This window comes from Streptomyces sp. NPDC021080 (assembly GCF_044333225.1).
Classification (GTDB): domain Bacteria; phylum Actinomycetota; class Actinomycetes; order Streptomycetales; family Streptomycetaceae; genus Streptomyces.
In genome coordinates, this window is sequence record NZ_JBIRQM010000025.1 from 1 (window position 1) to 26,769 (window position 26,769).

Annotated in this window: 28 protein-coding genes, 1 tRNA gene and 4 pseudogenes; 12 read left to right on the top strand and 21 right to left on the bottom strand. The window is 66.6% G+C overall.

Features of this window, described 5'->3' with window-relative positions; translation table 11 throughout:
- The first annotated feature begins 421 nt into the window (after positions 1–421).
- From ACH4S8_RS40175 to ACH4S8_RS40185, 3 genes are all read left to right on the top strand, one after another.
- Positions 422–895, top strand: a complete 474-nt coding sequence (locus tag ACH4S8_RS40175; protein ID WP_398403390.1) for a hypothetical protein — start codon at positions 422–424, stop codon at positions 893–895.
- Positions 860–940: transfer RNA gene (locus ACH4S8_RS40180), tRNA-Ser, on the top strand. Before ACH4S8_RS40175 ends, ACH4S8_RS40180 begins: the two co-directional genes overlap by 36 nt.
- Before the next feature lie 167 nt (positions 941–1,107).
- On the top strand, positions 1,108–1,596 hold the full coding sequence (locus tag ACH4S8_RS40185) for a hypothetical protein (protein ID WP_398403392.1): 489 nt from the start codon (positions 1,108–1,110) through the stop codon (positions 1,594–1,596).
- A gap of 84 nt (positions 1,597–1,680) precedes the next feature.
- Here the strand turns inward: ACH4S8_RS40185 and ACH4S8_RS40190 are convergent, their stop codons facing one another.
- From ACH4S8_RS40190 to ACH4S8_RS40200, 3 genes are all read right to left on the bottom strand, one after another.
- Entirely contained in the window at positions 1,681–1,950 is a 270-nt protein-coding gene (locus ACH4S8_RS40190; protein WP_398403394.1) for an ATP-binding protein, read from the bottom strand.
- Positions 1,951–3,131: 1,181 nt separating this feature from the next.
- Entirely contained in the window at positions 3,132–3,578 is a 447-nt protein-coding gene (locus ACH4S8_RS40195; protein ID WP_398403396.1) for a hypothetical protein, read from the bottom strand.
- A gap of 1,791 nt (positions 3,579–5,369) precedes the next feature.
- Positions 5,370–6,695 (bottom strand): IS110 family transposase, encoded by a 1,326-nt coding sequence (locus ACH4S8_RS40200; protein WP_398403398.1) that lies wholly within the window; start codon positions 6,693–6,695, stop codon positions 5,370–5,372.
- A gap of 1,287 nt (positions 6,696–7,982) precedes the next feature.
- On the opposite strand from ACH4S8_RS40200, the gene ACH4S8_RS40205 reads away from it, so the two are divergent.
- Together ACH4S8_RS40205 and ACH4S8_RS40210 are read left to right on the top strand one after the other, a co-directional pair.
- Positions 7,983–8,603: a hypothetical protein gene (locus tag ACH4S8_RS40205; protein ID WP_398403400.1), complete on the top strand. Its 621-nt coding sequence runs from the start codon at positions 7,983–7,985 to the stop codon at positions 8,601–8,603.
- A 299-nt stretch (positions 8,604–8,902) separates the two neighbouring features.
- Positions 8,903–9,049, top strand: a complete 147-nt coding sequence (locus ACH4S8_RS40210) for a hypothetical protein (protein ID WP_398403402.1) — start codon at positions 8,903–8,905, stop codon at positions 9,047–9,049.
- Between the two features lie 195 nt (positions 9,050–9,244).
- Here the strand turns inward: ACH4S8_RS40210 and ACH4S8_RS40215 are convergent, their stop codons facing one another.
- The 7 genes from ACH4S8_RS40215 to ACH4S8_RS40245 form a co-directional block, all read right to left on the bottom strand.
- The gene (locus ACH4S8_RS40215; protein WP_398403404.1) at positions 9,245–9,697 is read right to left on the bottom strand and encodes a DUF6188 family protein; all 453 of its coding nucleotides are present in this window, start codon (positions 9,695–9,697) and stop codon (positions 9,245–9,247) included.
- A 121-nt stretch (positions 9,698–9,818) separates the two neighbouring features.
- Complete coding sequence (locus tag ACH4S8_RS40220) at positions 9,819–10,265, bottom strand: hypothetical protein (protein WP_398403406.1); 447 nt, start codon at positions 10,263–10,265, stop codon at positions 9,819–9,821.
- Positions 10,266–10,367: 102 nt separating this feature from the next.
- A complete protein-coding gene (locus tag ACH4S8_RS40225; protein WP_398403408.1) occupies positions 10,368–10,541 on the bottom strand; it encodes a hypothetical protein in 174 nt (57 codons plus the stop codon).
- 195 nt (positions 10,542–10,736) lie between these two features.
- Positions 10,737–11,375 carry a class I SAM-dependent methyltransferase gene (locus ACH4S8_RS40230; protein WP_398403410.1) on the bottom strand — a complete coding sequence of 213 codons (639 nt, stop codon included), beginning with the start codon at positions 11,373–11,375 and terminating at the stop codon, positions 10,737–10,739.
- A 614-nt stretch (positions 11,376–11,989) separates the two neighbouring features.
- On the bottom strand, positions 11,990–12,196 hold the full coding sequence (locus ACH4S8_RS40235; RefSeq protein WP_398403412.1) for a hypothetical protein: 207 nt from the start codon (positions 12,194–12,196) through the stop codon (positions 11,990–11,992).
- Positions 12,197–12,246: 50 nt separating this feature from the next.
- The gene (locus tag ACH4S8_RS40240; RefSeq protein ID WP_398403414.1) at positions 12,247–12,513 is read right to left on the bottom strand and encodes a hypothetical protein; all 267 of its coding nucleotides are present in this window, start codon (positions 12,511–12,513) and stop codon (positions 12,247–12,249) included.
- A 316-nt stretch (positions 12,514–12,829) separates the two neighbouring features.
- Positions 12,830–13,246 (bottom strand): hypothetical protein, encoded by a 417-nt coding sequence (locus ACH4S8_RS40245; RefSeq protein WP_398403416.1) that lies wholly within the window; start codon positions 13,244–13,246, stop codon positions 12,830–12,832.
- A gap of 107 nt (positions 13,247–13,353) precedes the next feature.
- On the opposite strand from ACH4S8_RS40245, the pseudogene ACH4S8_RS40250 reads away from it, so the two are divergent.
- Positions 13,354–13,677, top strand: a pseudogene (locus tag ACH4S8_RS40250) (transposase); the annotation flags it as partial.
- Positions 13,678–13,681: 4 nt separating this feature from the next.
- Here ACH4S8_RS40250 and ACH4S8_RS40255 read toward each other — a convergent pair.
- On the bottom strand, positions 13,682–14,179 hold the full coding sequence (locus tag ACH4S8_RS40255; protein WP_398403418.1) for a hypothetical protein: 498 nt from the start codon (positions 14,177–14,179) through the stop codon (positions 13,682–13,684).
- A gap of 69 nt (positions 14,180–14,248) precedes the next feature.
- A pseudogene (locus ACH4S8_RS40260) lies at positions 14,249–14,647 on the bottom strand (transposase); the annotation flags it as partial.
- Positions 14,648–14,859: 212 nt separating this feature from the next.
- On the opposite strand from ACH4S8_RS40260, the gene ACH4S8_RS40265 reads away from it, so the two are divergent.
- Complete coding sequence (locus tag ACH4S8_RS40265) at positions 14,860–15,342, top strand: NADAR family protein (protein ID WP_398403420.1); 483 nt, start codon at positions 14,860–14,862, stop codon at positions 15,340–15,342.
- A gap of 40 nt (positions 15,343–15,382) precedes the next feature.
- Here the strand turns inward: ACH4S8_RS40265 and ACH4S8_RS40270 are convergent.
- From ACH4S8_RS40270 to ACH4S8_RS40290, 5 genes and pseudogenes are all read right to left on the bottom strand, one after another.
- A pseudogene (locus ACH4S8_RS40270) lies at positions 15,383–15,544 on the bottom strand (IS630 family transposase); the annotation flags it as partial.
- Between the two features lie 179 nt (positions 15,545–15,723).
- Positions 15,724–16,527 carry an MBL fold metallo-hydrolase gene (locus tag ACH4S8_RS40275; RefSeq protein WP_398403422.1) on the bottom strand — a complete coding sequence of 268 codons (804 nt, stop codon included), beginning with the start codon at positions 16,525–16,527 and terminating at the stop codon, positions 15,724–15,726.
- Positions 16,524–18,149: a zinc-binding dehydrogenase gene (locus ACH4S8_RS40280; protein ID WP_398403424.1), complete on the bottom strand. Its 1,626-nt coding sequence runs from the start codon at positions 18,147–18,149 to the stop codon at positions 16,524–16,526. The genes ACH4S8_RS40275 and ACH4S8_RS40280 overlap by 4 nt, the downstream gene beginning before the upstream one ends.
- Before the next feature lie 43 nt (positions 18,150–18,192).
- Positions 18,193–18,753: an ester cyclase gene (locus ACH4S8_RS40285; RefSeq protein ID WP_398403426.1), complete on the bottom strand. Its 561-nt coding sequence runs from the start codon at positions 18,751–18,753 to the stop codon at positions 18,193–18,195.
- Positions 18,754–18,764: 11 nt separating this feature from the next.
- Complete coding sequence (locus tag ACH4S8_RS40290; protein ID WP_398403428.1) at positions 18,765–19,877, bottom strand: hypothetical protein; 1,113 nt, start codon at positions 19,875–19,877, stop codon at positions 18,765–18,767.
- A 96-nt stretch (positions 19,878–19,973) separates the two neighbouring features.
- Between ACH4S8_RS40290 and ACH4S8_RS40295 the strand changes: the two genes are divergently transcribed.
- Positions 19,974–20,654 (top strand): TetR/AcrR family transcriptional regulator, encoded by a 681-nt coding sequence (locus ACH4S8_RS40295; RefSeq protein ID WP_398403430.1) that lies wholly within the window; start codon positions 19,974–19,976, stop codon positions 20,652–20,654.
- Between the two features lie 218 nt (positions 20,655–20,872).
- Here ACH4S8_RS40295 and ACH4S8_RS40300 read toward each other — a convergent pair whose 3' ends face one another.
- On the bottom strand, positions 20,873–21,367 hold the full coding sequence (locus ACH4S8_RS40300; protein ID WP_398403432.1) for a hypothetical protein: 495 nt from the start codon (positions 21,365–21,367) through the stop codon (positions 20,873–20,875).
- A gap of 69 nt (positions 21,368–21,436) precedes the next feature.
- Positions 21,437–22,195: a hypothetical protein gene (locus tag ACH4S8_RS40305; protein ID WP_398403434.1), complete on the bottom strand. Its 759-nt coding sequence runs from the start codon at positions 22,193–22,195 to the stop codon at positions 21,437–21,439.
- A 32-nt stretch (positions 22,196–22,227) separates the two neighbouring features.
- Between ACH4S8_RS40305 and ACH4S8_RS40310 the strand changes: the two are divergent.
- Positions 22,228–22,455, top strand: a pseudogene (locus tag ACH4S8_RS40310) (transposase); the annotation flags it as partial.
- Positions 22,456–22,727: 272 nt separating this feature from the next.
- Here ACH4S8_RS40310 and ACH4S8_RS40315 read toward each other — a convergent pair.
- Entirely contained in the window at positions 22,728–23,555 is an 828-nt protein-coding gene (locus tag ACH4S8_RS40315) for a hypothetical protein (protein ID WP_398403510.1), read from the bottom strand.
- 83 nt (positions 23,556–23,638) lie between these two features.
- Here ACH4S8_RS40315 and ACH4S8_RS40320 point away from each other — a divergent pair, with 83 nt between their 5' ends.
- The 3 genes from ACH4S8_RS40320 to ACH4S8_RS40330 all read left to right on the top strand — a co-directional run bounded on the left by ACH4S8_RS40320 (position 23,639) and on the right by ACH4S8_RS40330 (position 25,828).
- Complete coding sequence (locus ACH4S8_RS40320; RefSeq protein WP_398403436.1) at positions 23,639–24,625, top strand: NAD-dependent epimerase/dehydratase family protein; 987 nt, start codon at positions 23,639–23,641, stop codon at positions 24,623–24,625.
- Positions 24,626–24,802: 177 nt separating this feature from the next.
- Positions 24,803–25,309, top strand: coding sequence for a hypothetical protein (locus tag ACH4S8_RS40325; RefSeq protein ID WP_398403438.1), 507 nt, complete (start codon positions 24,803–24,805; stop codon positions 25,307–25,309).
- A 33-nt stretch (positions 25,310–25,342) separates the two neighbouring features.
- On the top strand, positions 25,343–25,828 hold the full coding sequence (locus ACH4S8_RS40330; protein WP_398403440.1) for a DUF6000 family protein: 486 nt from the start codon (positions 25,343–25,345) through the stop codon (positions 25,826–25,828).
- Here the strand turns inward: ACH4S8_RS40330 and ACH4S8_RS40335 are convergent.
- Entirely contained in the window at positions 25,810–26,244 is a 435-nt protein-coding gene (locus ACH4S8_RS40335) for a hypothetical protein (protein ID WP_398403442.1), read from the bottom strand. The two genes, ACH4S8_RS40330 and ACH4S8_RS40335, sit on opposite strands and share 19 nt — an antisense overlap.
- Between the last annotated feature and the right edge of the window lie 525 nt (positions 26,245–26,769).

Sequence of the window (26,769 nt, forward strand, 5' to 3'; positions counted from 1 at the left end):
ACTCTTCCGGATAAGGCTTGGGCACAGCGACATCCTTCCCACCCGCCCCACAGGGCAAGCCAGTTCAGATGTCACCCAATCGTGCAGCAGACCCGGATCTGCCAACGTCGGCCAACAGCTCCTGCGCCTAGACCTCAAGTCAAGCCGACGGGGCGCCACCCCTCGGCTGAGGATGGCGCCCCGCGGTTGAGGCCAACTTTGGAGTTTGGCCTCATCTTTATCAGGTCGATCACAGGGGACTGTCGACATCGGTCAACCTGGCCTGCGCCTCGGCCAGTCGTCCACTGAGGTCCGCCGCCGAGTGCTGCTGTTCGTGCTTGTTGGTGTCAGCCGCTGATGTCAGCCGCCACACGCGGCTTTTGCAGGGGGCGACACTGTTGAGCGATGGGGGCTGTCCCTGATGTGGCGGAGGATGGTGCTCATGTGCGCTCTTTTCGACCCCCCCGAGCCTCGCCGCGTCTCGCCGGGCGAATACCCCGTGTGGGACCAGGCTCTCGCCCTTCTGAACCAGGACCTGGCGGTGACGCTTCCCCAGCTGGAACCCCTGCAACTGCTGGCCCTTCCGTCCCACGATGCGGATGAGCCGGAGAACGTCTACGTCGCCATGGCCAACGGCGAGTGGCACGGCAATCACCTGGACCCGAACCCGCAGGACAGCCTTGCCTCTGCACTGGCGAGCGTCGCCGATGCCGCGCAGGAGACCGTCATGGAGCTTCTGCGGCAGGCGTGGCCCCTGTGCCCCGAGCATGGCCTGGGCATGCATCCAAGGAAGGATGCACAGGAGCGACTGTTCTGGTGGTGTGCGGGAGAACGATTGCGTCGCGGCCCGGCTCATATTCACACGGCCGTGGGCGCACTCGACGCCTTGGGAGCGTCGATCCGTACACGGTCTTGAAAACCGTCGTGGCGCGAGTCACCGTGGGTTCAAATCCCACACCCACCGCAGATGAACGGCCCCCGACCGGGAGAAACGGTCGGGGGCTCTCTTCGGTCCTGTCGCCGCGAGCGACCGTGGTTCCCCGAGGTTCCCTGCCTGACCGGGCACGGAAGGGGCACGGTTCTTCCGTGCATGAGCATGGTCAGGCAGAGGGATCGCATACTGGCGTCATGCTCTCGCCACAGCGGTTCCGAGATGCCCGGCACACGAAGTACCACTTCATTGATCATGTGCTCGTGAGCTGTCCGAAGTGTGCTGGGATTGCGCACGTTGCCCCGGTGGCGTCGGCGGCTGAGGACGAGGTTCCTTCCGTGTTCGCGCGCCGCCGCCTGGTCTGTAGGGCGTGCGGTCTGTCGCGAGACGCTGATGGGGGAGGCTTCCGCCTTTTCCGGGGGCGAGGCGAAGCAGTAGATCCCTACTTCGGTCTGCCGTTGTGGTTGCAGACAGAGGTGCGATACGGCTGGCTGTGGGCCTACAACCTGGAACACCTGGAGCTGATCCGGAAGTTCGTACAGGCGCCGTTGCGTGAACGAGCACCATGGGATGCGCAGGTAAAAAAGATGACCCTCGTCGCGCGGCTACCAACCTGGATCAAGAGCGCGAAGAACAGAGATGAGGTTCTGCGCGCCATCGACCGGATCCGGTCGTCCCTCGCCTGACCAGCTCAACCTGTCGGCGTCGGTTGAACCTGGACCCAGTCTGGACAGGTGAAATCTGACCCGGGTGTCTTCGGTTCGGTCGTTTCAGTCGTTATCGGTAGTGGCGGGGACGCGTCCGAGTTCGCGTCCCCGCATGCGGAATGAGTCGCCTTTGAGGGAGTGGACCTCGGCGTGGTGGACGAGGCGGTCGATCATGGCGGCGGCGACGGTCTCGTCGCCGAAGACCTCTCCCCAGCGTCCGAAGGGTTTGTTGCTGGTGACGATCACGGACGCGCGTTCGTATCGGTTCGAGACGAGCTGGAAGAACAGGTTCGCGGCCTCGGTTTCGAAGGGGATGTAGCCGACCTCGTCCACCTATGCGGATATCCGCATAGGTGGACCTATGTCGAGACCGCGACTATGCCGAGCATCGCTGCGACGACCCATGACTATGCCGTCCAGGAGTCCAATACGGTCGGCATAGTCATGGGTCGTCATGTACGCCTGTACTGCTCGCGGGTAGCCTCAGCGCTGAACTTGATCGCTAGGGCTGGAGGCGGCGCTTGATGGCTGTTCGTGATCAGACGTATCCGTTTCGTCCATCAAGCACTCGCTCCTTGGCGCCCGGGCAATTCTGGGCCCTTCCACTGCGCGATGGGTGGTTCGGGTGCGGGCGAGTACTTGACCTTCCTCGCGGCGGTATTCCCGGTCAGCGCACGATGTTTCTGGCCGGTCTGATCGACTGGTTCGGGACCGAGCCGCCACGAGCCGTGGACATCGCTGGGGCTGCGTTGCTTGAGGCGGGGTCAACACATATCAAGACGATCCAGGAGACCGGCGGTGTCATCCTCGGACTGCGTCCCCTGGAAGCGGACGCAGTCGTCTTGCCGCGGTATGTCGATGCTCCTGGTCCGGGCCCAGGGGTCTATGACGGATTTCGCTGGGTCGGGGCCGCCACTGCGGAGGAAATGCGGGAGCTGCCGACGTGCGAGGTCTGGGGATATCGCATGATCCAGATCAAGGCCCAGCGACGCTGGCAGGAGTGGCGGTAGGTCGCGCAGTCGGTCGCTTGAGAGCCAACGATCTTTGTCGGTCACAAACGGCCGAGGAAGACGAGGACCTTGTCGGTGGGACGGTAACGGCCCGGCCGGGCAGCGACCGGCGTGGTAAGGGCAAGTGCCTTTTCCTTGATGGTCATGTCGGCGTGCACGTAGGCGTCGCCGAGAGCTGGCGGTCGAGTCCGGTCGCGATGGCTACTGTGCCTCGCTGATGCAGCAACCGCGCTAACCACCGCTTTAGGAGCGAGGTTGGGTGATCACCGGCGTGACCTGGGAATCCCCGTCTTGGGCAGCGCGAGGCGGTACGTACCCTGGCGAACCTTGATTCCCCGTGAGTCCCCGTCCGCTCTGGCACGGAAGTGGCACGCCCCGCGGCCCCCGAAGCTGTACCTCACTGCTGTTCAGCAACCGGCTGGGAAGGCCACCTGGGGATCGATCGGTCGGCTGTCGGTCGCAGGGACCGACAGCCGGCGCGCGTTTTTGCTGAGGGCGGAGGAATCAGGTGGCGTCTTCGATTGTGTACCCCGAGCAGGTGTCGAGCATGATGGTCGAGTTGGTGCCGTTGTTGTACTCACCCAGGCAGACTTCGTACTCGATCCAGGAGTTCGGAAACGTGCCCTCCGGGAGGTTCATGTTGATGTCCAGCCTGGTTCCATACCCGTAGTGGTTCCAGTCGTCGTGCCTCGCGCCGCCGTCGTCGGACCGGATGTATCTGACCACCACCGAGTGGCCGTCACTGCTGTTGTCCCAGACCAGCAGGTGGTCACCGTCCTTGACGAACGACGCGGACCCGTTGCAGTAGTAGGGGTTGACGGTACACAGGTCACCGGTGTGGGGATTGGAGCTGGTGACGGTGTAGGTGGAGGCGGAGGCAGGGGTCGCCACCACAAGTGCAGCCACCAGGCCCGCGGTAGCAGCGCCGAAGGCCTTGGAACGCTTCTTCATCCTAATGATCCTTACCTCGCACGGTTTCCAGCCATGGCCGACGCACCCAACTGGGCCGACGTCAAAGCAGGTGGATGCGACGGGATACTAGGGGGATGAGATGATCTTCGGCTAGTGGTCCGGGGCGGTTCTCTTCAACCCCGCCGCACGGAAGGTGGAGTCTGGCCCAGTCAAACGCCGCCGGGTCCTGGAGCATCAGTTCGGAAGATCGCGTACGCGGGCCGGGGCTGAGCTGGCAAGTCGCCGACGTGCTGGTTCTCGGCTCCCTGTCCGGTGTTCCCTGCCACTCCCTGCCGGTCACTGCTCGATCGGGCACGCGGAGGGCACGGGCCCGGACCTCTTGCGCGCTGCCATGTGACGCAGTCCTGGCGACAAGTATCGACCGTTGACGCAGAAGACCCCCGGTCATGGTGGACCGGGGGTCTTCACGCTGGTGGGGCTAACAGGATTTGAACCTGTGGCCTCATCCTTATCAGGTCGATCACAGGAAGCTGTCGATGCCGGCCGACCGGCCTGGCGCTTCGGTCGAGGATCCGCAGAGATCTGGTGCTGACCGCCGCTGTTCGCGCTTGTTGGTGTCAGCCGCTGGTGTCAGAAGTCGTCCCATCTTCCTGGCCCTGCGACGCATTTCCCGCTCTCGTCCACGATGTAGATGACGTCACGGGTGCCCACTGCACCCGCTTCCTTGCCGGGCGCGGGGTCGATGAATGGGCAAACCGACTCCACGCCTCGGACAACAACCTTGTAGGTCACAGGCCACGTGCGCTTTTCGGTCCAGTCGAGGTATTCACCGCCGTCGCCCGGCGCTCGGTGTGGATCCCCGCCGAGCGGAGTACCGCGCTCTGCGCACGGTGGACAACCGACTATGCGGGCGTCCCAGGCCGACTCGTTGACCAACCGCACCGGTAGTCCTGCATCGTCGGAACTTCCGCACCCCGCAACGGAGATGGCAGCAATCCCTAGCGCGACCAGCAACGAAATGCGCGGTCGCTGCGAGCTCCTGTAGGACGAAATGTTGAGACTGCCTCGTCTCGAAGATTGCATGCCTGGACTCTCCCGTGATCATGATTTGGGCTGCATCATCGCAGTTCATGGCGGGGATGGGTAACGATCCAAGACCGTCGTGAGCCCTCTCGATGCGAACCATGAGCACGGTGGTCGCTGAGGTTTGCCGAGTGCGTCAGACGCTCGCTCAGGGCCGGTGATGGACGGGGCTGGGTGCGGTGGTTGCTGTACAGCCAACCGACTGCTGGCAGGCCACCACTCTCTGATCGGCTGAGCCTTCCCGTCAGTCCATGTGACCCGTCAGGTAGGCGATCAAGGTGGAGAGGCCGCCAAGCAGGAATACGGAGCCGAAAATCATCAAGAAGTACGGTGCCACCTTGTTGATGATCCACTCTGTCGTGTGGCGACCGTGCTCGTGCCCCCACGCAGGCATTGACTCAGAGGGAGCTCGTCGGTACCGCCTCAGAAGAACCACGCCCCCCGCCAGAACCGCACCACCGATGAGAATGAACTGAAGAGACGCGGACGCCGACCAACCGTTCGCCACGCAATGGCCGTCGCGCAAAGTCTCGTATCTGGTGCAGTGGATCACGAGCCCCCCTCAAGACCGGAGGGCAGATCATAGTTGCGGAACACGGACAAGTATCCAGGCAGGCGCGGAGAAAGTTCACGGGCCGGGCTGCAGTCGACGACGTTGAGAGGTTGGCTGATCGGAAAATCGATGTGCGGGAGGGCAGGCGGCAGCATCCGGGCCGTTTGCGGACCGGATGACGGTGAGAGGGGCGGTCAGGCTGATGCCGGGCTGAGCGCGACTTGGTGGCCGAGGGCCTGGAGTTGGCGGACGAGGTCGCGGGTTTTGCGGGCGGGGTCGAGGTGGCGGCGGTGCCAGTCGGCACCGAGCTCCTGGTAGGAGGCGTCCGGGTCGTTGATCAGGTGCCAGGCGATGACGAGTATCGAGCGGGCGACGGCGACCAGGGCTTTGGCATGGCCGCGGCGTTTGACGATGCGGCGGTAGCGGGCGCCGAGGAAGGTGTCGGTGCGGGCGGCTGCGTTGGCGGCCTCGCTGAGGGCGCCCTTGAGCCAGGGGTTGCCCTTCCCGGCCGGCCCTGAGGTGTTCTTCGCTCCGGACTGGATCGTGCGGGGGCACAATTTGGCCCAGGACACCAGGTGTTCAGGGGTGGGGAAGCGGCTCATGTCCGCACCGATCTCGGCGAGGATGATCTGCGCGGTGGTCGGCCCGATCCCGGGGACGGCGTCCAGCTTCTCGGTCAGAGTCCGTGCACTGACCGCGGCGGTCTCGTCCCCGGTGCCTGTGCTGCCTGGTGGGGTGGTGATCTCCTCCAGCGTCCGGGTGATCAGCCGGTCGAGTTCGTCGACCTGCGTGGTGAGGTGGTCGATGGTGGACAGCAGCACCCGCAGCAGGCGGGCGTGGTGGTTTTCGAACTGCCCGGTCAGGGCCTCGATGAGGGCGGGCTTCTTCTTGACCAGGTTGCCCTTGGCGAGTTCGGCCAGGGTGCGTGGGTTGCGTTCTCCGGCGACCATCGCGTCGAGCATGGCTCGCCCGGACATGCCGAACAGGTCCGAGACGACGTCGGACAGTTTGATCTGCGCGTCCTGCAGGGCCTTGTCGACGCGGTGCTTGTGCCGGGTGCGTTCCTGCACGAACACGGTGCGGGTGCGCGTGTAGTCCCGTAAATGTCGCACCGGCTTCGGTGAGACGAACGAGGCACGGACCATGCCGCGTTCGGCGAGCTTGGCCAGCCAGACCGCATCCAGCTTGTCCGTCTTCGGGCGTCCGGGGACGTTCTTCACGTCACGGGCGTTGACGAGCCAGCAGTCCAGACCGCGGGCCTCCAGCAGAAAGAAGAACGGGCGCCAGTACGAGCCTGTCGCCTCCATGACCACCCGCTCGACGCCCTGGCACACAAGCCGGTCGCCGAGTTCGAGGATCGCGTTCGTCGTCGAGACGACGGTCCAGACCTTCTGGACATGTCGGCCTTCGACGGTGTCGTGCGGGACGCGCAGGCAGACCATTCCGGACGCCTTCGCGATATCGATCGCCGCGACCCTGGCGACCGTCTCGTCGTCGTGGTCCTCTCCCAACTCCTCCATGACCTACCCCCTGATGCGCCGGTGCGGGCGGGAGCTGCCCGGGAAGCCAAGGGGGTAACGGAGAAGCTGATCGGCGTGCTCAAGGCGACGATGTACGGCCCCCTCTGACGGCTCCCTCACCAGACTCCTATGCGGGCTCACAGCCCAAACATCAAGCGGCGTCGGCGGGCAGCCCCTGTACCGATTTTCACGCCTGCGGGGCGTCACCGCAGGTGAACGGTCGACTCCTCCTATGAGGTCACAAACGCCCGACCGGCCGCATTCAGGGCGGCACCGCCCGAAACGGCCGACAAATCATCAACAGGACAGCAAGCGTCGGTCAGACGGAGGGTCAGACCCCTCGGACGGCACCATTTACATCCTCACAGTCAGCTGGTGATGCCAGACCTACGGACGGTCTACGCGCTGACGGCCAACTCATGTGCAGGCTGACACTCTTGGGATCTCAGTGCATTGGGGACGCTACGCGGTGGGGACCACGGCGCATCGGTGTTGTCTGCCATGGATAGTCTCCAGGCGACTAACTGCTAGAAGATCAAGGAGCATTGGTGCTTGACGAGCTGAGTGGTGAGCCAGTGCGAGGCCTTTATCCGTCTCAATGTCCGCTGTGTGAGGGGCCGCTCGTTAGGGCGGAGGGAGTTGCCGCGGGTATGCACCCGCTATTCATAAAGGTCCGTCTGGCGGGTAAAAGGCTGGCGCGTCAGCGCGGGACCAGGGCCTTGGTGTGTGACCGGTGCAGCCATGTTCTGCTGTTTCTGCAGCCTCCCCGGTCCGCAGAAGGAGAGGATGCCGGGCTGTGAAAGCACACGGAGGACGAACGGAGGTGCGACCCGAGTCCGGGACGAGCATTGGCGCCACCTAGGAATCTCGATGACGCCTCCTGCGCAGACGGTTACCGGAACGAGGACGACCGGACCACTACACAGCTCTGCGGAACGCGCCCCCTGGCCGGCACCCGTTGAGGAGATGCGAATTGCTCTACAGCGAACCTGAGTCGCTGGATAGAGTCGGAGTCTCAGCTTGGGAAGCTGAGGGCATCTATGGCTTGCTCCGAGGCTGACCTGCGGCTGAGCGGTGTCGGCGCCTGGTGCGAGGTCGGCTGGCTCCCCGGTGTTCCCCGTGGTTTCCCACACGATCTGGCACGGGTCTGGCACGACCGCTTCGTCTGAGAGCTGCGCGGTCGGGTGCCGCCAGAAGCTGAAGTTACCTGGGAGTGCCAGGTATTCGCGCTGTTGGAGTCCCCTATGCTGCCGATGATCACGTGCCGGTACGTCTGAGTAGGCTTTCATGGGTGATGCAGAAACGGGCGGCGGGAGCGTCGTTTGGGACGAGATGGACGAAACCTCAGATCCGGAGGGTATGGGTGACGCGGATCGGGAGGACTCCATAGGACGACGGAGGCTGCCGAGCGCGGCGGTCGTGTTTGTCAGCCTCGCCTTCCTCGGCGTGGTGGCAGGAGGCCTGCTCTGGTCGTTTCAGGACGAGTTGTTCCACCCGTTCGGAGACGCTCGGGCCTGTGAGGGCAGCGACTCCACGCTGGCGGAGAAGATCTCGCTCGGAGGCGTGCCGATCCCCGCCGATGCCGTCGATGTCCACTACATCACGCAGGATGGCTCCGCCGAGGTCTCCTTCCTGAGCGACCAGATGCCGGACTATCTGCACCGCGCAGGACTCGTCCCGGAGGGCGAGCCTTTGTTCGACGAGAACTATGGCAGCGCATACGCGTGGGGTGAGGGCGGTCGCGAGATGCCCGATGGACTGTGCGGGCCGGCTCTCAAGGGACCTGTCTGGAGCTATCAAGGCAGGGATCCCGACACAGATGCCGACATCCTGATCGAACGCGCCCCCGCCGGAACCACTTTCCGCACTCCGGCCCGTGTCATCGCCTCCTTCGACTTCGGCGAGTGACGGATCAGCGGCCGAGGCGGACGGTCCCGTCGCCCACAGGCGCGCACGCTTCTCCCGAACCCGGAGGTAAATCCAGCCCTACCGCAAGGCGCGGACTTCAGCGCCCCAGCAGTCGATCCTGCATCGGCGGCAAGGGTCTTCAGGACGTGGGTGCACTGATGTGCCCCTCGATGCGAACTATGGGCGCGACGGTCGACTGCGGTCGTGCCGGTTGTTGTACTTCACTGCTGTACGGCACGCAGGTTGGTCGGTGTGCGATCGACGGAGTACCGCTGACGTGCTCCGGCATCATCGCGTGTATGACGCAGAGCGAACACGTACTGAGGATGGCCGATCTCCGGCGAGCCTGTTCCGTACTCCTGGACGAGACGGAACGCCGGTTCGGCGATGAGGTGGACCTCGCCGGTGTGCTGCGCCGGCTCGCGCACCTCGATCTGCCGCGGTGAGCCCAGGGGGCAGTCTTGAAGACCGTGGTGGCAGCGATGTCACCGTGGGTTCAAATCCCATGCCCACCGCAGGTGAACGTCCCCTGACCAGGTAAATCAGTCAAGGGTCGTTCTCGTACCTGGTGACCACTGGCGACCGCTGTTCCCTCTGATTCGCCCGATCGGGTGTCCCGTCGCACTCCATCTGGCAGATTCTCAATGCTCTGCAGACCGACCTTGCGGATTCTCATTCGCTGCGGAGGCGGACCAGACGCCGAGGTCGCCTCCTGGCAGGGACACAAACCGCCATCCTCCAGGTCCTGTGATCTGCCACGCCTCGAACGCCGCATCGGTTGGACACGTCAGATGCGTGCCATCCTCGAACACCATCCGAAGCGTGCCAGACTTGAAGGCGACCGCAGAGACGACATTCGTCCCGAAGAGCGGGAGGGCTGCGGCCACGTCCTGAGTCTCCGGCACCAGAAGCACGCCGGGATTGGTGTGGGCCGGCCCGGATGAGAGCCGAGCAGGCGTTTCGAGTACGACTTCCCAACCTTCGTCGAGGGCCAGTGTGAGGCGGTAGTCGACAGTGATCCCCGCAACGCCCCGCCCTCGGAGATTCAAGATCCACCGGTCATCGTGTTCGACCGGTTCTGCTTCGGTGCTCATCACCCCGCCATGGTGCACGACCCAGCCGAGGGCTACGGACGGTCATCAGGGATTCCGCCGAAGCCACACTCGTTGAGAATCCGGCGAGGTGTGTTCTCGATCCACTTGGCGAACCAGCAGCTCAAGCCGAGATCTTCTGTTCTTTTCCTGCCCGAACCAGCGCGATGGCGCGGGCGCGGAACTCAGCGGGGTAGGCGCGGGGCAGGTCAGGCACGAGACGGCGCGGGACGCCGTCGGAGTAGCGGAAGGCGGCGACGTGTGCTTCGGTCCATGCGTGCTGGTCCAGGTGCGGGACCGGGCGGACGAACATGTGCCGTGAGCAGGGCAGCACCATCACGAACGTCCAGGCGCGGTGCCGTTTGCCGGTGCGCGGGTTGGTCCACTGGCCCAGGAAGCCGTAGTCGATCTGGGCCTCCTCGCCCGGCTCGGCCTCGTCGCGCAGGACGGTGACCTGCGAGCGGCTCACCTCCTCGGGCAGCGCGGCGTGCACCCAGCGGCGGAACGAGGAGATCGGCACCTTCAGTTTGTGCTCGTCCCGCAACCGCTGGTGGATCGTGGAGACCGTCACCGCCCCGAGCAACTCCTTGATGCAGTCGCGGCATTCGTCGATGTCGGACCAGGTGACCTGCCGCAGTCTCCTGTCGACGAGGCCGGGGGAACCACCCCTCGATCAGCCCGGCCAGTCGACCTCGCTCATCGGCGGGCCGCCCGGGGTGATCCCGGACGCCTCCGCCGACGCCAGGTACTTCCTGACCGTCTTGCGGTCCACCCCCAGCGACGCGGCCGGCGCGCTCTTCGAGCGGCCCGCGTACCAGTGGACGTAGATCTCGGTGACGTCGACCACGACGAGCGTTCTCCTTGCCATCCGGGCTGCCCATCGGCCTGCCGAACCACGGGGCGAGGAACACGGACAGCTCCGCGACGACCAGGTCCCTCGGTCCTGGACTCCGCCACCCATGGAGAATCAAGAGGAACCGTCGCAGAGAACTGCATGACGTTCGAACTGCTCAGGACGGGGAAAACCGTCATCGATGCCGGATCAGCGGGCGGGTTTGTCCCAGGTCAGCGAGTACCGGCGCAGCACGTGCCGGCGGTAGCGCACGCCGGGCAGCAGCCGTCGGGCAGCAGCCCGCACCTGCCCATAGCTCATCTGCGGGTCGGTGACCGGCATGCCCTGCGGACCACGCGCGCGACGCAGCACCTTCGCGATCCGAACGATCGGGGCAGCCGCGATCAACGCCGCCCACTCCGTCACGCTCGCCTCGCGGGCCAGACCGACCACCACCAGCGTGCCGCCAGGCCGCAGCAGCTCACGCATGCGGACGAGAGCCGCCTCGAAGTCCATGTGATGGATCGTGGTCACCGAGCAGACGAAGTCGTACTCCGCACCGGGAAGTTCCGCGGCGAGGAAGTCTCCCTCGAAGAAGGTGAGTTGCGGGTGGCCGACAGCCAACTCGCGTGCGCAGGCGATCATGTCCGGCGACTTGTCGATCCCGGTGACGTGTTTCGCCCTCCCGGCAAGCTTCCGTGCCAGCAGCCCGTCCCCGCAGCCAACGTCCAGGGCATCGCCGCACCCCTCGGGAACAGCCCTGAGGATGCCCGGGTGTCGGGCAACGTTGGTGTTCCAGTACGGATCTGCGACGGGCTGGCGCATCGAATCATCGTAGAGGCCGGTCACGGCCTGCCGAGTGCACACCGACGGATTCACCGTCCCCATGGGAAGTCGTGATCGCAGGGATGGGGAATCACGTGCAGCTGATCATGCAGATCGCGGGGAATTGCCTGATCGTCGACAACTCGCCCTCCCGTGGAGCTCCGGGACCGCCGAAGGGCACGCGAACCGGGTGAAAACACTCAAGCAGGCCATGTACGCCCGAGCATCGTTCGAGCTCCTCCGGACCCGCATCCTCGAGAACGGCCCATGAGACAGAGTGAACTTGCAGGCGGTGCGTGCCGCGTCCCAGCCCCGGTTACCTGCCACGAGTGCTACAGCCAGAGCGACGACGAACAGTGCGGCAAAGGCTCCAGCGACGATCGCGCCCGCCCTCGGCGACCAGACCGCACTCACAAAGACGCTCGCGATGACTGCGATGGCCAGGCCCAGGTGGGCAACGGGCATCTCCACGCGAAACAGCTCCCGCACCGCCCTCCGCGATGCCCGCATATCCGCCTTGTAGCATTCCGTTGCCGCATCCGGATCGGCGTTCCGCCCCTCCGGCCACTGCTGCTCCACAAGCATCCTCCCCTTCGCCCCTGGCCGGGAGCTCAGCCCTCGGTTGCTGTACGGCAGCTCTACACCTTGTCGTCCCGCTCCAAGATCAGGCTGATCGACCCGCTCTGAAGATTGATGTCGGCCTCCAGATGCTCGTGGTAGCCATCTCTGAGCTCGGGATCAGCGAGACCGATGAGCCGATCCGCAAGATCCCTCAGTCCGGCCGCGTTCGCCGCAATGATCATCTCGGTGGCTGAGCCGAACACCTTGATTCGAGGTTCATCCATGACGTCACACTACGGTGCGGGCGGGTACGGGCAGGGGCGCGGCCCTTCGGCTACTCGTAGATGACGGCCGCGCTGAGGGCCCGCGCAAAGAACGTCCAGTCGCCGTTCGGCGGCATCTCTTCGCCGAGGTGACGGTATGAACCGGGCGAGTCCGTGATCCACGCGGCGAGCGCACCGAGGTAGTCCTCTACAGTGCGGTTCTCCCACTCCTCGCCTCGCCGCTGAAAGTCCTCGCAAAGGTCGTAGATCATGGCAGCGAGGGACTCTCGCGTCATGACTTCCTTGAAGGGATCGGGATCGGGCGCGACGAAGGGCATGGCCGGGACCCTAGCGTGATCGACACAGCGCCGTCCGTCGATTATCGCTTGCTGACGGGTGTTCCGCCCGGAACGCAGGCTTTGCGGTGGCCTCGTCTGTGCCAGGTCGATCGCAGAGAGCCGCCGATCGCGGTCAACGCGGCTGGGACCAGTCCGGTCGATCACTGCGGGTGAAGCCGTCGAGGTACGCGAGCAGCGATGACAGCGTTCCCTTCCAGGCCGTCCCGGGCGACTTGTGGTCGCAGCCTGGGGGCAGGGAGCTCTCGCCGTCCCGGTACGGATGGAGCACTGCAACAGTCAAGTCGGTGGAGTGAGTTCAGGGCGCGAAGTACCAGCAGTACAAGCTCAGGTCTTTCTCCGCACGGCTTTTGGCCAGGGCTGACAGACGCTCAAGGAGGTTCACTGCGTTGTCCAGAGATATCTCGTCGTCCGGCTCGGAGGCGATCTCAGCCCACGCAACGGCTGTGGCGCGGAGTTGATCCCCTCGCGCACTGGCCAAAGCCGTGCACAGCGGCTCCGGAACAGCGAACACGGTGAAGCCGTCGTTGGCCATGGGCACCACGTCTCGGACCAGGCTCTCCGTACCCGTCAGCAGGGTCTCCCACCTCAGAACCGCGTCATCTGGATAGATGCCGTCGCAAGGCACGGCAGCAAAATCGTGACTCTTGCGAGGGCCTACCCGCACTGCGGACTCATCGTCTTCGGCAAGGAAGAACTCACCTGCACGCACCATCCGCCGATCTTCTCATGCCCCGGTAAACGGAGGTCCGCTCAAGTGACTGCCCCGCTCCCGGGGCGTTGGACGCCATTTCAGTTGGCGTGATCTTGCGGCAGTCCGAGGTGACGACTGCTGCGCTTGTCGAACCGATAGCACCCGAAGAGTCATGGAAGTTGTTCCAGCGGGTGGTACCGCCCGCACCGGTTCGCCCGCAGGATGGAGGGCACCGCCGGCGAGGGGACCGCGAGGTGCCGGCCGCGCTCGTCTTCGTGGCCACCTCGGGCTGCACCTGGACCCAACTCCCGCCAGGCTTCGGGCTGTCGGGGATCACCGCCTTCCGTCGGTTCACCGAGTGGACCGAGGCCAGGGTGTGGGCCAAGCTCCACCGCCTGGTCCTGGACGAACTCGGTGCCCGGGGCGACCTGGACTGGTCACGGTGCGCGCTGCCGCTCAAAGCTCCGGGAAGGGTGCCACCTCGTCCATCGTCCGCAACAGACTGCGTGCTGCTTCGGCCTCTTCCGGCCGCACGGACGAGGCGAGACCTTCGATGATCGGTCGGCCTGCGCGCACAGCCGCCCTGGCTGCCACCTCCCAGGCGGGTTGTTCCTGGAAACTCGTGTTTTTCCAGCCGCTCGCCGCCGCGGCGGAGTGCCATTGTTCTGCCTGGCAGATGCTCTCCAGCAGATCCATCAGCTCTGCCTTGCACGGCACGTCCGGGGCCCCGACCAGTTCCAGAAGAAAGGGGACCGTCGGAGCCGTCGCCTCCCCGACGACGAACCCCAACGAACAGATGAGGTCGCCGAGTTCATCGATCGCCATGTGGGCGGTGTCGTCGCCTCCATAGGCGATCCGCGAGAACAGGGGCGGTATGTCCCCGGCAGGGGACTGTCGCGCGTCGTGCAGTTCCTTCCAGTGCACGCCGCTGACGCCCTTCAGCAGACTTCCCACGCGCTGCCACCTTTCATCGGCCCGCCCTCGCATCAGACCATCAGTGTCCTGTCGTGGCGATCTGCGTCAATCACGGGCCAGGTGCAACGACACCCCGACCTGGCAGTTGGTGACCTTGCTCGCCGTGCCGGTGTACTGCCGCGACACACACGCCGAGGCATCCCCGTCCTTCAGGAAGCCGGTGTCGTCCACGATCAGCGCTTCCACCCCGATCACCTCGTGCATCCTCCAGGCCGACCGGGCCCGCACATGCGCCGGATCCCACGGACTGGAGGTGACGAAATGCGCCAGCGCCTGCCAGTTGCCGTCCTCACCCAGACGGGCCGCCATCGGCTCCACCGACTTGCGCCGCCCCTCCAGCAGCAGTCCCCGCACATACGCCTGCCCCCAACGCCGCTGATCCGCACGGAAGAACCCGTCGAACAACCCCGCCGCGAACGCCTCCAGGTCCTCCCGGACCCCAGCCATCTCCCCAGGCGTCACACCACGTCAACGACGCCCACACGCCAGCAGACACTCCACTCACGGATGAAGATGCCCAAGCCCCGCTAGCGCCGTAACCGGGAAGGTTTACCGGGTCGTTGGTGTGGTGAAGGGCTGGGCCTGGTGAAGAAAACTGGTTGCGGGGGCTGGGGCATGCCTGACATGGTGCGGGTTTCCGTAACATCCGTGAGGCTCCCGTGACGATTTACTTCTATGGCGCCGATGAAGTCCCTTACGGGTGCTTCTCAAACTTCTCCGATCACGGCTTCGACCTCGACGGGGTGTGGTGGCCGACCTCGGAGCACTATTTCCAGGCGCAGAAGTTCAAGGGCACCCGCCACGCGGATCTCATCCGGCGTGCGCGCACGCCGCTGCGGGCAGCAGAGCTGGGCCGCGACTCGTCAAAACCTCTGCGGAGGGACTGGGAACGGGTCAAGGACGGCGTGATGCGCCGTGCGGTGGCAACCAAGTTCCGCGCGCATGCCGATATCCGTGACATTCTGCTGTCCACCGGTGAGGAAGAGATCGTCGAAGACACCACCACCGATCACTACTGGGGTCGGGGCAGGACCGGGAACGGCAAGAACATGCTCGGGCGGATTCTGGTGCGCACCCGTAACCAGCTGCGCGCCGAACTCGCCGAAGCCCCTGACAGCGACGGCCGCCGCCCGAGGCGGTGATCCTGGAAGCCTGCGGGGTGTGCCGCACGCGCAGGACGGCTCAGGCCACCGACTCCAGGATGGGGCGCCCTCCCCAGCGGATGCCCTTCTCCCTGCGGATGCGGGCGCGTTCTCGGCGTTGTGCGGCGAGTATGTCGGGGTGGCGGGCGTTGGTGTTGCGCCAGCGCAGGTGGCCGTGCAGGGTCCGGTTCTGCACTGGGTGGTATCGCACCGAACTCGTGCTGCCCAGGCGCACGATCCGCTGCAGCTTCTGCCCTTCCTGATCGGTCAGTCTGCGTGCACGGACAGGCGCGGTCACCGCGCCTCCAGCGGTCGGGTCGGACGTCACCACACACCCAACCGCTGCAACGACCACCCCGGCGAACCTGTGCGGTCACAGCACTAGCTGGAACTGGTGCGGGCTTGGGCCCGGGCGAGAAGGCTCGGGTCATGGGCGTTGACGAGCATCAGGTCGTGGTCACCGGCCCGCCACAGTTCGGCGAGCCGCTGGTGGTTGGCCTGCACCTTGCGCCAGTCGTGGGCGACGGCGCGTTCCATCGCGAGCAGCGACTTCGGTGCTTTCGCGGCACCGCCGACCTGGCCGTGGTGGTAGAACGCGTCACCGGCGTGGAGCACCCAGTGATCGCCGGCATCGACGGCAATCGCTGCGTGCCCGCGGGTGTGTCCGGGAAGGCTGATCAGCACGATGTCGGGCGAGATCTCGGTGAGTTCGGTGGCGGCCGCGAAACCGCGCCACGACTCGCCCCGTTCGGGAGCGTGGCGGACGAGGGTCGGACCGTGGACGCGTTGGGCGGGTTTGTAGCGTCCCTTCTCGATCCGCGTGGCCGGGTGGAGCGCTGCTGTGGCTTCAGCGTCGGTGAGGTGGACGCGTGCCCATGGGAAGTCGGCCAGTCCCCCGACGTGGTCGGCGTCGAAATGGGTCAGTACGACGTCGCGCACGTCCCTCGGGTCGAAACCCAGGGACTCCACCTGGCGGACGGCGGCCTCGGCGTCGTCGAACGCGGGGCGCACGAAGTGCCGGGCCGGTCCGAACCGCCGGCCGGGTGCGGCCCGGTCGAGGAGACCGAGACCGGTGTCGCACAGTACGAGTCCGGTGCCGGTCTCGATGAGCAGCACGTGGCAGACCAGCCCCTCGGGTGCGCCCCAGGGACGCATGGTGCCGCAGTTCAGATGGTGGACCTTCACCCGAATGCCTCCATCATCTCGGCCATGGCGGCGGGGTCGCCGCCGATGAGACCGGCGTCGATCTCCTGGATCGGGTTGGTCCCGTCCCAGTGGGCGGCGGCCAGCTTGATCAAGTCGAAGATGAACTTCTTGCTGCCCCCGGCATCGGATATCTCGATGACGGTGCCGGGATGGTGCTCGGTCTGCAGATAGGCGAACCGGCCGTCGGCTCCGCCGATCCGGCCCTCCTGCCCGACGGTGAATCCGGCGGCGAGGGCGCGGTCGTAGAGGTCCTGGTAGTTCTCGCTCCAGTAGGCGATGTGCTGGACGCCTTCGTTGCCTTCGGCGAGGAAGTCGCGGTACATCGAGGGTGCGTCATCGACCGGGGTGATGAGCTCGATCTGGATGTCGCCGCTGTTGGCGACGGCCACGTCCATGGTCATGTCGGAGGGCTCGCCCCGGTAGGTGAAGTGTCCGGGCTTGACGCCCTTGAGGTAGAACCAGGGGCCGATGCCGGCCTTGGTGAAGTTCTCCATCGATGCCTGGATGTCGCGTACGACATAGCCGATCTGCGCGATGCTGCCGAAGATGTTCGCGACCGTGCTGGGGGTGGGCACCGGCTCGGTGTGGGCATCGGCGAAGGAGATGACGATCTTGCCGGTGGCGGCGTTGCCGCGAAGCCGGTCGGCCGCCTCCTTGGCTCGTGCCACCGGGTAGACGGTGTCGACGCATGGGGCGATCTTTCCGCCTGCGACCGCGGGCAGGACTTCCTCGCCCAGTGCGGCGACGACCTCGCCGAGTTCGGCGCGGGTGCGGATGCTGAAGGTGGTGCCGATCAGCTTCTGGCGGCGGAAGGCGACGGTGTCCAGGTCGAGGGTGGTCGTGGGTCCGGCGAGCCGTCCGATGCTGATGATGGTGCCGCCGATCGCAGTGGCCGACGGAAGTACCGCGAACAGCTCTCCGCCGACGTGATCGAGGGTGATGTCGGCGCCCTGTCCGTCGGTGGCGGCGAGGACGGCTGCGGCAAGGTTCTCGTCGGTGGTGTCGACGGCGATGTCCGCTCCCGCGTCCAGCAGTGCGGTGCGTTTGGCGTCGCTGGTCGTTGTGGCGATGACCGTGCCGGCCCCGAGCGCCTTGGCGAGCTGGATGCCGATCAGTCCGATCGAACTGGTTCCGCCGACGATCAGGACGGACTTGCCGGCGGTGAACCCGCCCTGGGTGACCAGCGCGTCGTGCTCGGTGACGAGGCCGACGGGCAGGGCCGCGGCCTCCTCGAAACTGAGCCGGTCCGGGATCGGGACGACCAGGCGCGGGTGGCACAGGGCGTAGTCGGCGAACCCGCCGACGGTGATGCCCATGACCCGGGTTCCCGCGGGCAGGTGGGGTGCCAGCAGGCTCCCGGTCTCGACGACGCCGGCGACCTCCATCCCGGCGGTGAAGGGGCCCTCGCTTTGGGAATTGGCGGTGTAGGACCCTTCGAGGGCGTAGAGGTCGGCCCGGTTCAGACCGGCGGCGTGGACCTGGATCCGGATGGCTCCCAGCTGTGAGGGCAGCTCGGTCTCTTCCAGGTTCCAGTCGGCTCCCCGGCCGCCGATGAGTGCGCGCATGGTGGCCGATGTCGTCGTCGTGGTCGTCGGGGTCATGGGAGATCTCCCTTGATCGGTGGTGTCAGCGGACGAAGTGGCGTCAACGGACGAAGTCGGGCGGTGTGGTCTCGAGCAGGCGCGGGTCGGGCGCGTCGCCGGACATCGCGAGGAGACCTTTGAGGATGCGGCCGAGCTTGAGCAGGCCCCTGGGGCTGCGCTTGTCGACGCCGCCGATGAGCTGCTTGACGATGGTGAGCCGGTCGAAGTAGATCCGTTCGGTGACGAGGTTCTCGTGCTCGTCGAAGATGAAGTACGCCGTCATGCGGGTGCGGTGCCTCGACCCGGTCGGCGGTATCTTGCCGAGCGGCCCCTTGTGGGTGCCCAGCAGCCAGAACTCCACGATCACGGCGTCGACGCCGTGTCGGAACGCGATGATCTCGTGGTCCTGGTCGGGGAACGCCAGGCGCGTGTCGTGGTAGTACTCGCGGACCTCTTCGTTGCCGTCGTGGACGGCCATCTGGGAGATCAGTTCGTAGTGCGGATGCGGGAACGTCGCCAGCGTGGCGTCCCAGTCCTGGCGGACCTCGTCGTGGAAGTGGTCGAGCACGAGCTTCTCGCGGGCGCGCAGGACGTCTTCGGACGGCAGGACGAATCGCGACACGGTGTGCCTCCTCAAGCCGGCTGGATGCCGTGGGTGATGTGGCCGTGGCTGAAGGTGGGGGTGGTTCCGGGGTTGGTCCAGGCACCGGTCAGCTCACTGGAGGGGAAGAACTGCACGAACCGGGGGTCGGCCTGGCTGCGGTCGGCCAGTGCCTTCTCCAGGACGATCGAGTTGTACTGATCGGCGGTCGTCTCGATCGTGTTGGCGTTGAGGACCGCCTCCTGCTGCCACTGCTGCGCCCACTTGGCGATGCCCGGCAGCCTGGAGTGTTCGGGGGCGAGGGCTTCGGCGGCGATGACGTTCTCGCTGCTGACCCAGATGCCGGTCGAGGTGTTGACGACGAGACTCTGGTTGCCGAAGACGTGCCCCGGTGTCTTGATCACGGCCACGCCCGGGCCGAGGACGACCGAACCGCTGATCGGCAGGAATGCCTCGGGCGGGACGTCGCGGTAGGCGGCCGGCTGGTACCAGGGCTTCTGCAGCGGGTGCAGCTCCGCCATACCGGCCAGCTCGTCGCGCTGGACGATGACCTTGGCGTTGGGAAACGCGGCCTGCGGGTGTGCGTCGAGGTCGTCCTGGTGGGTGATCGTGCCGATCCAGCGGCGCAGGTCCTGGGTGTGCAGGTGATCGAACATCAGGTAGTCGACGTCGCCAGGCTGGATGCCGAGGCGCGCGAGGTGCCCGAGTACGGTGCCGTGCTCGCGGACCATCTGCCGCTGCAGGACGCCTGGCGTCTTCCGGGTGAGGTTGTCGAAGTACGGCGTGCAGCGGCCCAGTTCGACGTCACTCGGCTCGAAGAGCAGCACCCGTGGGCGCCCGTCGCTCTCGTGCCATCGGATCACCAGCATGCGGTTGGTGATCGACAGGAACGGGGCGATCGCACGCGATGCGCGGAACAGGCCGAACCGTGTGGGGTACGGCAACGTGACCAGATCGCACGTGACGATGCTGTCCGGCATGCCCGTCAGGGCGAACTCGCCGCGAAACGCCCTGGCCTGGGCACGGGACGTCCGCAAGCGGACGCCCGGCGGTTCGTCCGACCTCGACAGGTCGGACAGGGTGTCGACGCCGACCCCGATCGTCGACAGGTCGGCCACGTCGACAGGACCCCACGGAAACTGCATCGCTGATCCCCTCTTTTTACCCACGGCGTGGGTATTCATCGAGATCCTCAATATACCCACGTTGTGGATTAATGCAATGGAGGGCATCATGAGGTCATGACCGCGCCACGAGAGCCCCGACGGGGCCGTCCCCCCAAGGGATCGCCGCAGCTGACCCGCGACGCGATCGTCACGGCCACTCTCAAGGTCATCGACCTCGACGGCATCGACGCGGTCTCCATGCGCGCTGTCGCCGGAATCCTCGGCGTCGACCCGAAGAGCCTCTACAACCACGTCGCGGGCAAGGACGGCCTTCTCGACGCGGTGGCCGAACAGATCCTCGGGTCGATGCGCCTGCCCGAGCTCACCGGCGACCTGCGCGGCGACCTGCTGGCCATCGGCCACGCGTTCCGCGACCGCGCCCTGGCCCACCCCCAGGCCGCACCGCTCGTACTCACCCGCCAACTCGCCTCGTTCGAGGGACTCGCCCCCGTTGACGCGGTCCTGACCGTGCTGCACGACGCAGGCTGCCCGCGACGCGACGCCGTCCCGATACTGCGCAGCCTGGTCGCCACACTGATCGGCACCCTGCTCCGCGAGGTGCACGCGGGACCCACCTACGGCACGACCGACGCTCCCGGCATCGCACAACGCCAGGCCGCACTGGAGCAGTCAGGTCTCCCGCGGCTCGCCGAAGCCGCCGCCGACCTTGCGCGCTTCGACAGCGACGCCGAGTTCGAGTTCACCCTCAACCTCGCCCTCGACGCCGTCGAGGCACGCCTCGCCACGACGTCGTAGCCCAACGCGGCGCGGCACGCCGGCCACGGACAGGACTCCGTCATCGAATCGCGCAGGGCGAGTGACTGAACTCGGCGTCCGACGGCACGGCGAGCGCACGTTCGCCGATTCCGGGCTCGGCTCCGGCGACCTCTCTCACGGCCATGCCCAGGACAAGCACCACGAGCCGGTCGAGAAGCGGGCGTGGCGGAGACACGGGGTCCTGAAAGGGCCGCGGCTCAGGACAGGGTGGAGTCGTCACGGCCGAGGCCCATTTTGTGGGGGCGTCCCTCCAACAGGAGCAGGGCGAGGGCGACGACCGGATCGAGTGCGGCATCGCTGCGCGTGTCGAAGACGCGGGCGCCGCCGTCGCCTCTGGACCGTTCCCGGACGCGCAGGACGGTGCGCTCACCAGAGGTCACCGTGAAGAGCAGCTTGGGCCAGAACCATCGGCGGTGGATGCGGTACTCCTGGGACCACAGCCGCACGGTGTTCCCCAGACGCTCGCCCACTTGCCGCCTCTGCAGTCTGTCGGCGTACAGCAGGGCCGACCCGCTGCTGAAGTCGACCTGCAGCCGGGGATCGCCGCTCCCCGACGGATCCGAGCCGCGCCAGATGGCCTGCCGTTGATGGCCGGCCTGCATCGAGACCACCGACGCCGGTTCGCCGGATATCCGTAGCGTCGTGGTCAGTCTGGTCATTTCGGCCCGGCCCGGCCGCAGTTCATCGGTCATAAGTGCCAAACTCCCGCCGGTGGATGGGGACTGCGCCTCGGTGCGGACGACTACGGGAGTCTCCCGCCGTCACTCCGGGGTCGGCCGGCCCGGCAGGATCCGGTCGGGTACGCCGGCGGTGACGGCCTCGCGCGTCGCGTACACCCGCAGGTTCTCACCGGCCAGGACCACCTGGGGATCGGTCCATCTCTCGTGGGACTCCGGGATCAACACCCGGGTAGAGCCATGGACGGCGTCGTGGATCAGCACGGAGACAATCCCGGTGACCAGCGTCCCCGGCCCGTACGACTGCCGGGGATGGTCGTCCGGCCCCTCCGCCCGCGCCACCAGGAACCTGCCGTCGAGCCAGTGCCCGTACGAGTCCAACCCGACCCCGGAACCGACCGGGACACCGTCCACCCACAGCCGCACCGCCGACGCCGCCGTGTCGCGCCAGAACACCGCGCGATGCCGGTCGCCGCCACCGCTGAATCGCACATGGGCCTCGAAGTCGCCCCGGAAACCGTGGAATCCGCCACAGGCACCCTGGACCGGACCCTCACGCTCACCGCGCAGAACCTCCCCGGCGGCCGACGGCGCGACAGGATCCAGACGGCACACCGACGGCTCACGGCAGACACGGTCCATGCGTCGCGTGCACCCGAATCCAGCCGCCGCGCAGTCGCGCGGGGAGGCGGCGGACAGCAGGGCGGCCAGACGCTCCCCGTAGGCCTCCCGGCCGACCCGGTGCATCCCGTCCCGCGCCTGCTGCCACCACGCGAGCAGTTCGCCTCCCTGCGGCGACTGCCGCAACCACTCGCCCCACGCCTCGTCCCACACCACTGGCATCCCCTCGCGAGCTCCACGCCACCCACCCCGCCATGACGTCGCTTCTCCTGGTGAGGAACGTACCGTCGACATCCGCGCACCAGTCCACCGGACCGGAAAGACGGAAAAACGGCCGCTGTCCGGCACGGCAGTTGGCCGCGCTCTACCGTGAGCGCTGGGAGATCGAATCCGTCTTCGCCGAGATCAAGACCTGCCGACGCGGCGCGAAGGTGGTCCTCAGCGGCAAGACACCCGACGACGTCCTCCAACAGATCTGGGCTCATCTCCTGGTCCACCACGCGCTGCGGGAACTGGTGCCGAGAACCGCAGCCACCCGTCAACTCGGCCCGGACCGGATCTCTTTCACCGAAACTCTGCGCTCCGCCCGCCGCAGTGTGACCGTCACCCCGGGCAGCTTTTCCCCTGAACTCCTGGCCAAAGCACCGCAAGTACTCCAAGAGGACCTGCTGGAACGACCCCTGCCCGTCAGACCCGTAAAGCAAGGCATTGCCTCTGAACCCTGGATCGGTCCTGCGCCGCGCCGTGGGCGTCGTCACCCCACTTCGTGGTCATCTTCGAACAGGAAGAGGTCGACGTTGCCGACGCCGATCGTCCCCTCCGGCCATGACTCCCGGAGCCGTTCCACGACCTCGCGATGTGTCGCCAGATGTGCTGCCGCGAGCACCTGCGCGGCGGCGACTTGGAGCGTGACGTCGTCCGACTCGGCGAGACTCAGCGCGATCTCCGAGCCCCGCGCGCAGTCCGCGTACCTGAGGGCTTGCAGTACCTCGGCGCGCGTACTCGGGCTCAACGAATCGTCCGCCGCCCGTCGCCCGATCGCCTCGACCAAGCGGGGCTCGGGCACCGCGGCGAACTCGAACGGCCGGTGCGCCGCCATCGACGCCGCGGCCAGGACCTCGGGCTCGGGCGAGCGCTCGATCACATCCGCGATGAGATCCGCGTCCTGCACGTCGGCCAGGTTCATCATGGCCATGAGCGCACTCGCGTGGTCGGCCTCGTCGTGCACGGTCCCGCACTCGCGGGCCTTCATCGGCGGGTGCGAGAGCAACCAGCGGGCCCGCTCCAAGACCTCCGCCGAGACGGACTCGGCAGGGTTGTCAGGACCCCATCTGCTTTCGGCCTCGGAGTACTGGTATCGGGCGAGAGCGATGCTGACCGGCACACGCTTCCCGCTTCGAAGGAGCTTGAAGAAGGCTTCGGTGAACTCCGGGCCACTCGAGTGGCGCACCAACATGTCGCGCGCGGTCGCCATTTCGGGGTCGGACAGGGGCGTCGAGTCCCAGTAGTACGTCGTCACAGCGGCGAGAATCGCACGGTTCCCACCATCGCCGCCATCCCGCCCGAGCCCCTGAAAGGCCAACGCGGCCCCGTACTGGACGTGGCCGGATCTGCCGTCGGCAGAACGGTCTCGGCGTTCGGGCTTCGGGGTGCTTGAGTGGCGGGATGGAGATGCTGATTCTGGGCGGTACGGCCTGGGTGGGCCGGGAGTTGTCCCGGCAGGCGATCGAACGCGGCCACGCGGTGACGTGCCTGGCGCGCGGTGAGAGCGGGGACGTCGCGGACGGCGCGCGGCTCGTGGCCGCCGACCGGCGCGATCCTTCGGCGTACGAACCCCTGCTCGACCGGGAATGGGACGCGGTCGTCGAAGTGTCCTGGCAGCCTGCCTTCGTTCGTGAAGCGGTCGACGCACTGGGTGGCAGGGCCCGGCACTGGGCCTATGTCTCCTCCGTCAGTGCCTACGCCGGCCATGCCTCACCGGGTGCGGACGAGTCCGCGGCCCTCCTCGCTCCGACGGACCAGAGCGAGGTCGACGGCGCGTTGTACGGCGAGGCCAAGGTCGCCTGCGAGCAGGCGACGGCGAGCGTCGTGGGCGACCGTCTCCTCATCGCCCGCGCCGGTCTCATCGGCGGCCCCGGCGATCACAGCGGACGCTCCGGCTACTGGGTCGCCCGTGCCGCTCGCGATCGGCAGGGGCCGATGCTGGTTCCCGACACACCGGACATGCCGACCCAGGCGGTCGACGTACGGGACCTCACCGCCTGGCTGCTCGACGCCGCGGAGGCGGGAAGCACCGGAACCTACGACGCCGTCGGCCCGGTCATCCCCTTGCACGAGTGGATCGAACTGTCCCGCACCATCGGCGGGCACACCGCTCCGCTGGTCACCGCCGACTCGGCGTGGCTGCTGGCGAACGGCGTGACCGAGTTCATGGGCCCCGAGTCCCTGCCGATGTGGGCGGTCGAGCCGGGCTGGGAAGGCTTCTCGGCCCGGACCGGGTCTGCGGCGAGCGCCGCGGGGTTGCGGCACCGGTCCCGATCGGAGCTGCTGGCCGACACGCTGCGCTGGGAGCGCGAGCAGGGTCTCGACCGGACGAGGCGCGCCGGCCTCAGCGCCCAGCGCGAGCGTGAGCTGCTCGACGCTCTCGGCTGAGGGCCCTGCGGTGGCCGACCCCATGAAGGAGGAGGGACGCGTCGACGGCACCCGCCAAGTAGTGAACCGGTCGGTTTCCTGACTGGTGGGTCGTGGCGGTTGGCTGTGTTGAACGCGAAGGGATCCGCGTGTCTCTGCGCTGTACCGTTTTCACAGACGATCACCGGGAGGGGCCGGATGACAGACGGTCTTCAGTTCAGTTGGGAACTGAGTGGCAGCGGCTGGGCAACGTGCCTCATCAAGGATCGTTCTTCGGAGCGGAAGGACATCGTCAGCTACTGCACGGATGCTCTTGCCGACTTGCTCCACGGCATGGCGGGCCTGTACGGCCTCCTACCCGTCCAGCGCTTCTCCTTCGACCTTGAACCGGCTGAAGTGAGGTGGGTCCTGCGACGCAGGGGGTCGGAGGTCGATGTGGCGATCTACCGCTTCCCTGACATGTCCGCGAGCTTCGACGTTCCCGACCGGAAGGGCACGCTCGTCTGGACCTCTACGCAGCCGCGAGACCTTCTCGGTCACGTCGTCGTGGAAGCCGCTCAGTCAGTACTGCTGGCCCATGGCGAGGACGGCTATCGGGCGAAGTGGGTGCGGCATCCCTTTCCCATCGCTGCCCTGCAAGACCTCCGTCGGCTGCACATCCAGCACGACAGGTGTGAACTGCAGCATGGCGTTGCCGTTTCGTAGGCTGCCGAACGCTTCCCGGAGCAGGATGGGGTGGTGATCCGCCACGACCCTGAGATACAGGATCTGTTCCGCCTCTATTGCGCCCCCGCGCGGCGCTGTCTGAAGCTCGACGGAGCGGTACTTCACATGCCGCGCGAGGAGTACGAGCCGTTCGTTCATGCCCTGGCCGCTGATGCAAAGGCTGTTTCCGACGCCGAGCTCACCACCCTCTTCGAAGGCAGCCGGCGAGAGCGGCGCACCGCGGCATGGCTCGCCGCCGTCTCGCGCCGTGGCCACTTCCGCGAGCATCTGCGAGCGCTGCTGCTGGAGAGCGAGGTCTGCTGCGCGGGTGGGGCCTACTGCGTGGCGCTGGCGAGTTTCGGCACCGCACGGGACGCCGACCTGCTCGCCGCTTACCCGGATCGCTACCTGCGCCGGCCCTACCTCGCCCACGACCAGCCGACAGCCATGGGCGCCCTGGCATACGCCGACCCTCACCGTCTGGCTCCGAACGTGAACTCCTACGCGACCCAGCAGTAGACGCCCTGGCCCTGGCGACAAGCACTGCTGACGAGGGCCGCCAGGTCACTCATGATCGCGTCGGCGATGTCCACGTCGATGTTCTCTCCTTCCTCCGCACGGAGCTGAACCCATGAGGCAGCGACCTCACGCAACCTGGGGCGCTCGGCATCCGCAAGCGCAGTCGACAGACCGGGCGAGATCGCGAAGACGACACATCCGCCGTGGTCCTCTCCTGCAACGATGCGCGGCTCGCCGGCTTCGACAAGATCCTCGAAGCTGCCGTCGGCAAGAAGGCATTCCCACTCGACCACCGCCTCCTCAGGATCGAAGTTGCCAAAGGAGAGCGACTCGAATGCCGGCCCTGGTCCGGTCTGAAGGGTCAAAGCCGCTGACGCATCGTCCGGCGCCACGAAGAACTTGACGATGATGCTCACCCGAGCATCATCCCTGACTGCCCACACGCGTGATCGGCCGGACAAGTCCTGGCGGATCACGACGGCTCCAACCGGGTTGACGGCCGTCCTCATCACCCCTGGAGGGTCGCAACACCACCTACTGGCAGACCGTCGAGTTCTGGATCAAGTCCTCATCACCCCTGGAGGGGTCGCAACCCCGTCGATACGGATCAGCAGTCGGAGGACGGTCGCCTCGGCCGAGGCCATGCGCCGGGTCGGGGCGCACACCGAGCCGTTCCAGCACGTATGGCGGCGCGCCCGCGATCCACTCGCCGACCGCCATCAGCGAGGTCGCCCCTGCCAGTACCACGCACGCGGTCAACACGAGGACGACGGCCGGCCCAGGTGCCGCACGCCGCGTGGGTCGCACGGGTCCGGCACCTGGGCCGACCGCTCCAGCAGATCGGGTACCTCTCCGGGCCCGATGTCGGTGCGAGGAGACGCAAGGACTCCAGGGCGCAACAGACGTGGGGGGAACCACCCGCTCGCCTGCTCTTCAGCTCA

What these genes read in the sequence shown, in the direction of transcription:
- ACH4S8_RS40175 (WP_398403390.1), top strand. Translation starts at nt 422, where the DNA reads ATGTGCGCTCTTTTCGACCCCCCCGAGCCTCGCCGCGTCTCGCCGGGC.
- ACH4S8_RS40185 (WP_398403392.1), top strand. Translation starts at nt 1,108, where the DNA reads ATGCTCTCGCCACAGCGGTTCCGAGATGCCCGGCACACGAAGTACCAC.
- ACH4S8_RS40195 (WP_398403396.1), bottom strand. Translation starts at nt 3,578, where the DNA reads ATGAAGAAGCGTTCCAAGGCCTTCGGCGCTGCTACCGCGGGCCTGGTG.
- ACH4S8_RS40200 (WP_398403398.1), bottom strand. Translation starts at nt 6,695, where the DNA reads ATGGAGGAGTTGGGAGAGGACCACGACGACGAGACGGTCGCCAGGGTC.
- ACH4S8_RS40205 (WP_398403400.1), top strand. Translation starts at nt 7,983, where the DNA reads ATGGGTGATGCAGAAACGGGCGGCGGGAGCGTCGTTTGGGACGAGATG.
- ACH4S8_RS40210 (WP_398403402.1), top strand. Translation starts at nt 8,903, where the DNA reads ATGACGCAGAGCGAACACGTACTGAGGATGGCCGATCTCCGGCGAGCC.
- ACH4S8_RS40215 (WP_398403404.1), bottom strand. Translation starts at nt 9,697, where the DNA reads ATGAGCACCGAAGCAGAACCGGTCGAACACGATGACCGGTGGATCTTG.
- ACH4S8_RS40235 (WP_398403412.1), bottom strand. Translation starts at nt 12,196, where the DNA reads ATGGATGAACCTCGAATCAAGGTGTTCGGCTCAGCCACCGAGATGATC.
- ACH4S8_RS40240 (WP_398403414.1), bottom strand. Translation starts at nt 12,513, where the DNA reads ATGCCCTTCGTCGCGCCCGATCCCGATCCCTTCAAGGAAGTCATGACG.
- ACH4S8_RS40245 (WP_398403416.1), bottom strand. Translation starts at nt 13,246, where the DNA reads ATGGTGCGTGCAGGTGAGTTCTTCCTTGCCGAAGACGATGAGTCCGCA.
- ACH4S8_RS40280 (WP_398403424.1), bottom strand. Translation starts at nt 18,149, where the DNA reads ATGACCCCGACGACCACGACGACGACATCGGCCACCATGCGCGCACTC.
- ACH4S8_RS40290 (WP_398403428.1), bottom strand. Translation starts at nt 19,877, where the DNA reads ATGCAGTTTCCGTGGGGTCCTGTCGACGTGGCCGACCTGTCGACGATC.
- ACH4S8_RS40295 (WP_398403430.1), top strand. Translation starts at nt 19,974, where the DNA reads ATGACCGCGCCACGAGAGCCCCGACGGGGCCGTCCCCCCAAGGGATCG.
- ACH4S8_RS40300 (WP_398403432.1), bottom strand. Translation starts at nt 21,367, where the DNA reads ATGACCGATGAACTGCGGCCGGGCCGGGCCGAAATGACCAGACTGACC.
- ACH4S8_RS40305 (WP_398403434.1), bottom strand. Translation starts at nt 22,195, where the DNA reads ATGCCAGTGGTGTGGGACGAGGCGTGGGGCGAGTGGTTGCGGCAGTCG.
- ACH4S8_RS40320 (WP_398403436.1), top strand. Translation starts at nt 23,639, where the DNA reads ATGGAGATGCTGATTCTGGGCGGTACGGCCTGGGTGGGCCGGGAGTTG.
- ACH4S8_RS40325 (WP_398403438.1), top strand. Translation starts at nt 24,803, where the DNA reads ATGACAGACGGTCTTCAGTTCAGTTGGGAACTGAGTGGCAGCGGCTGG.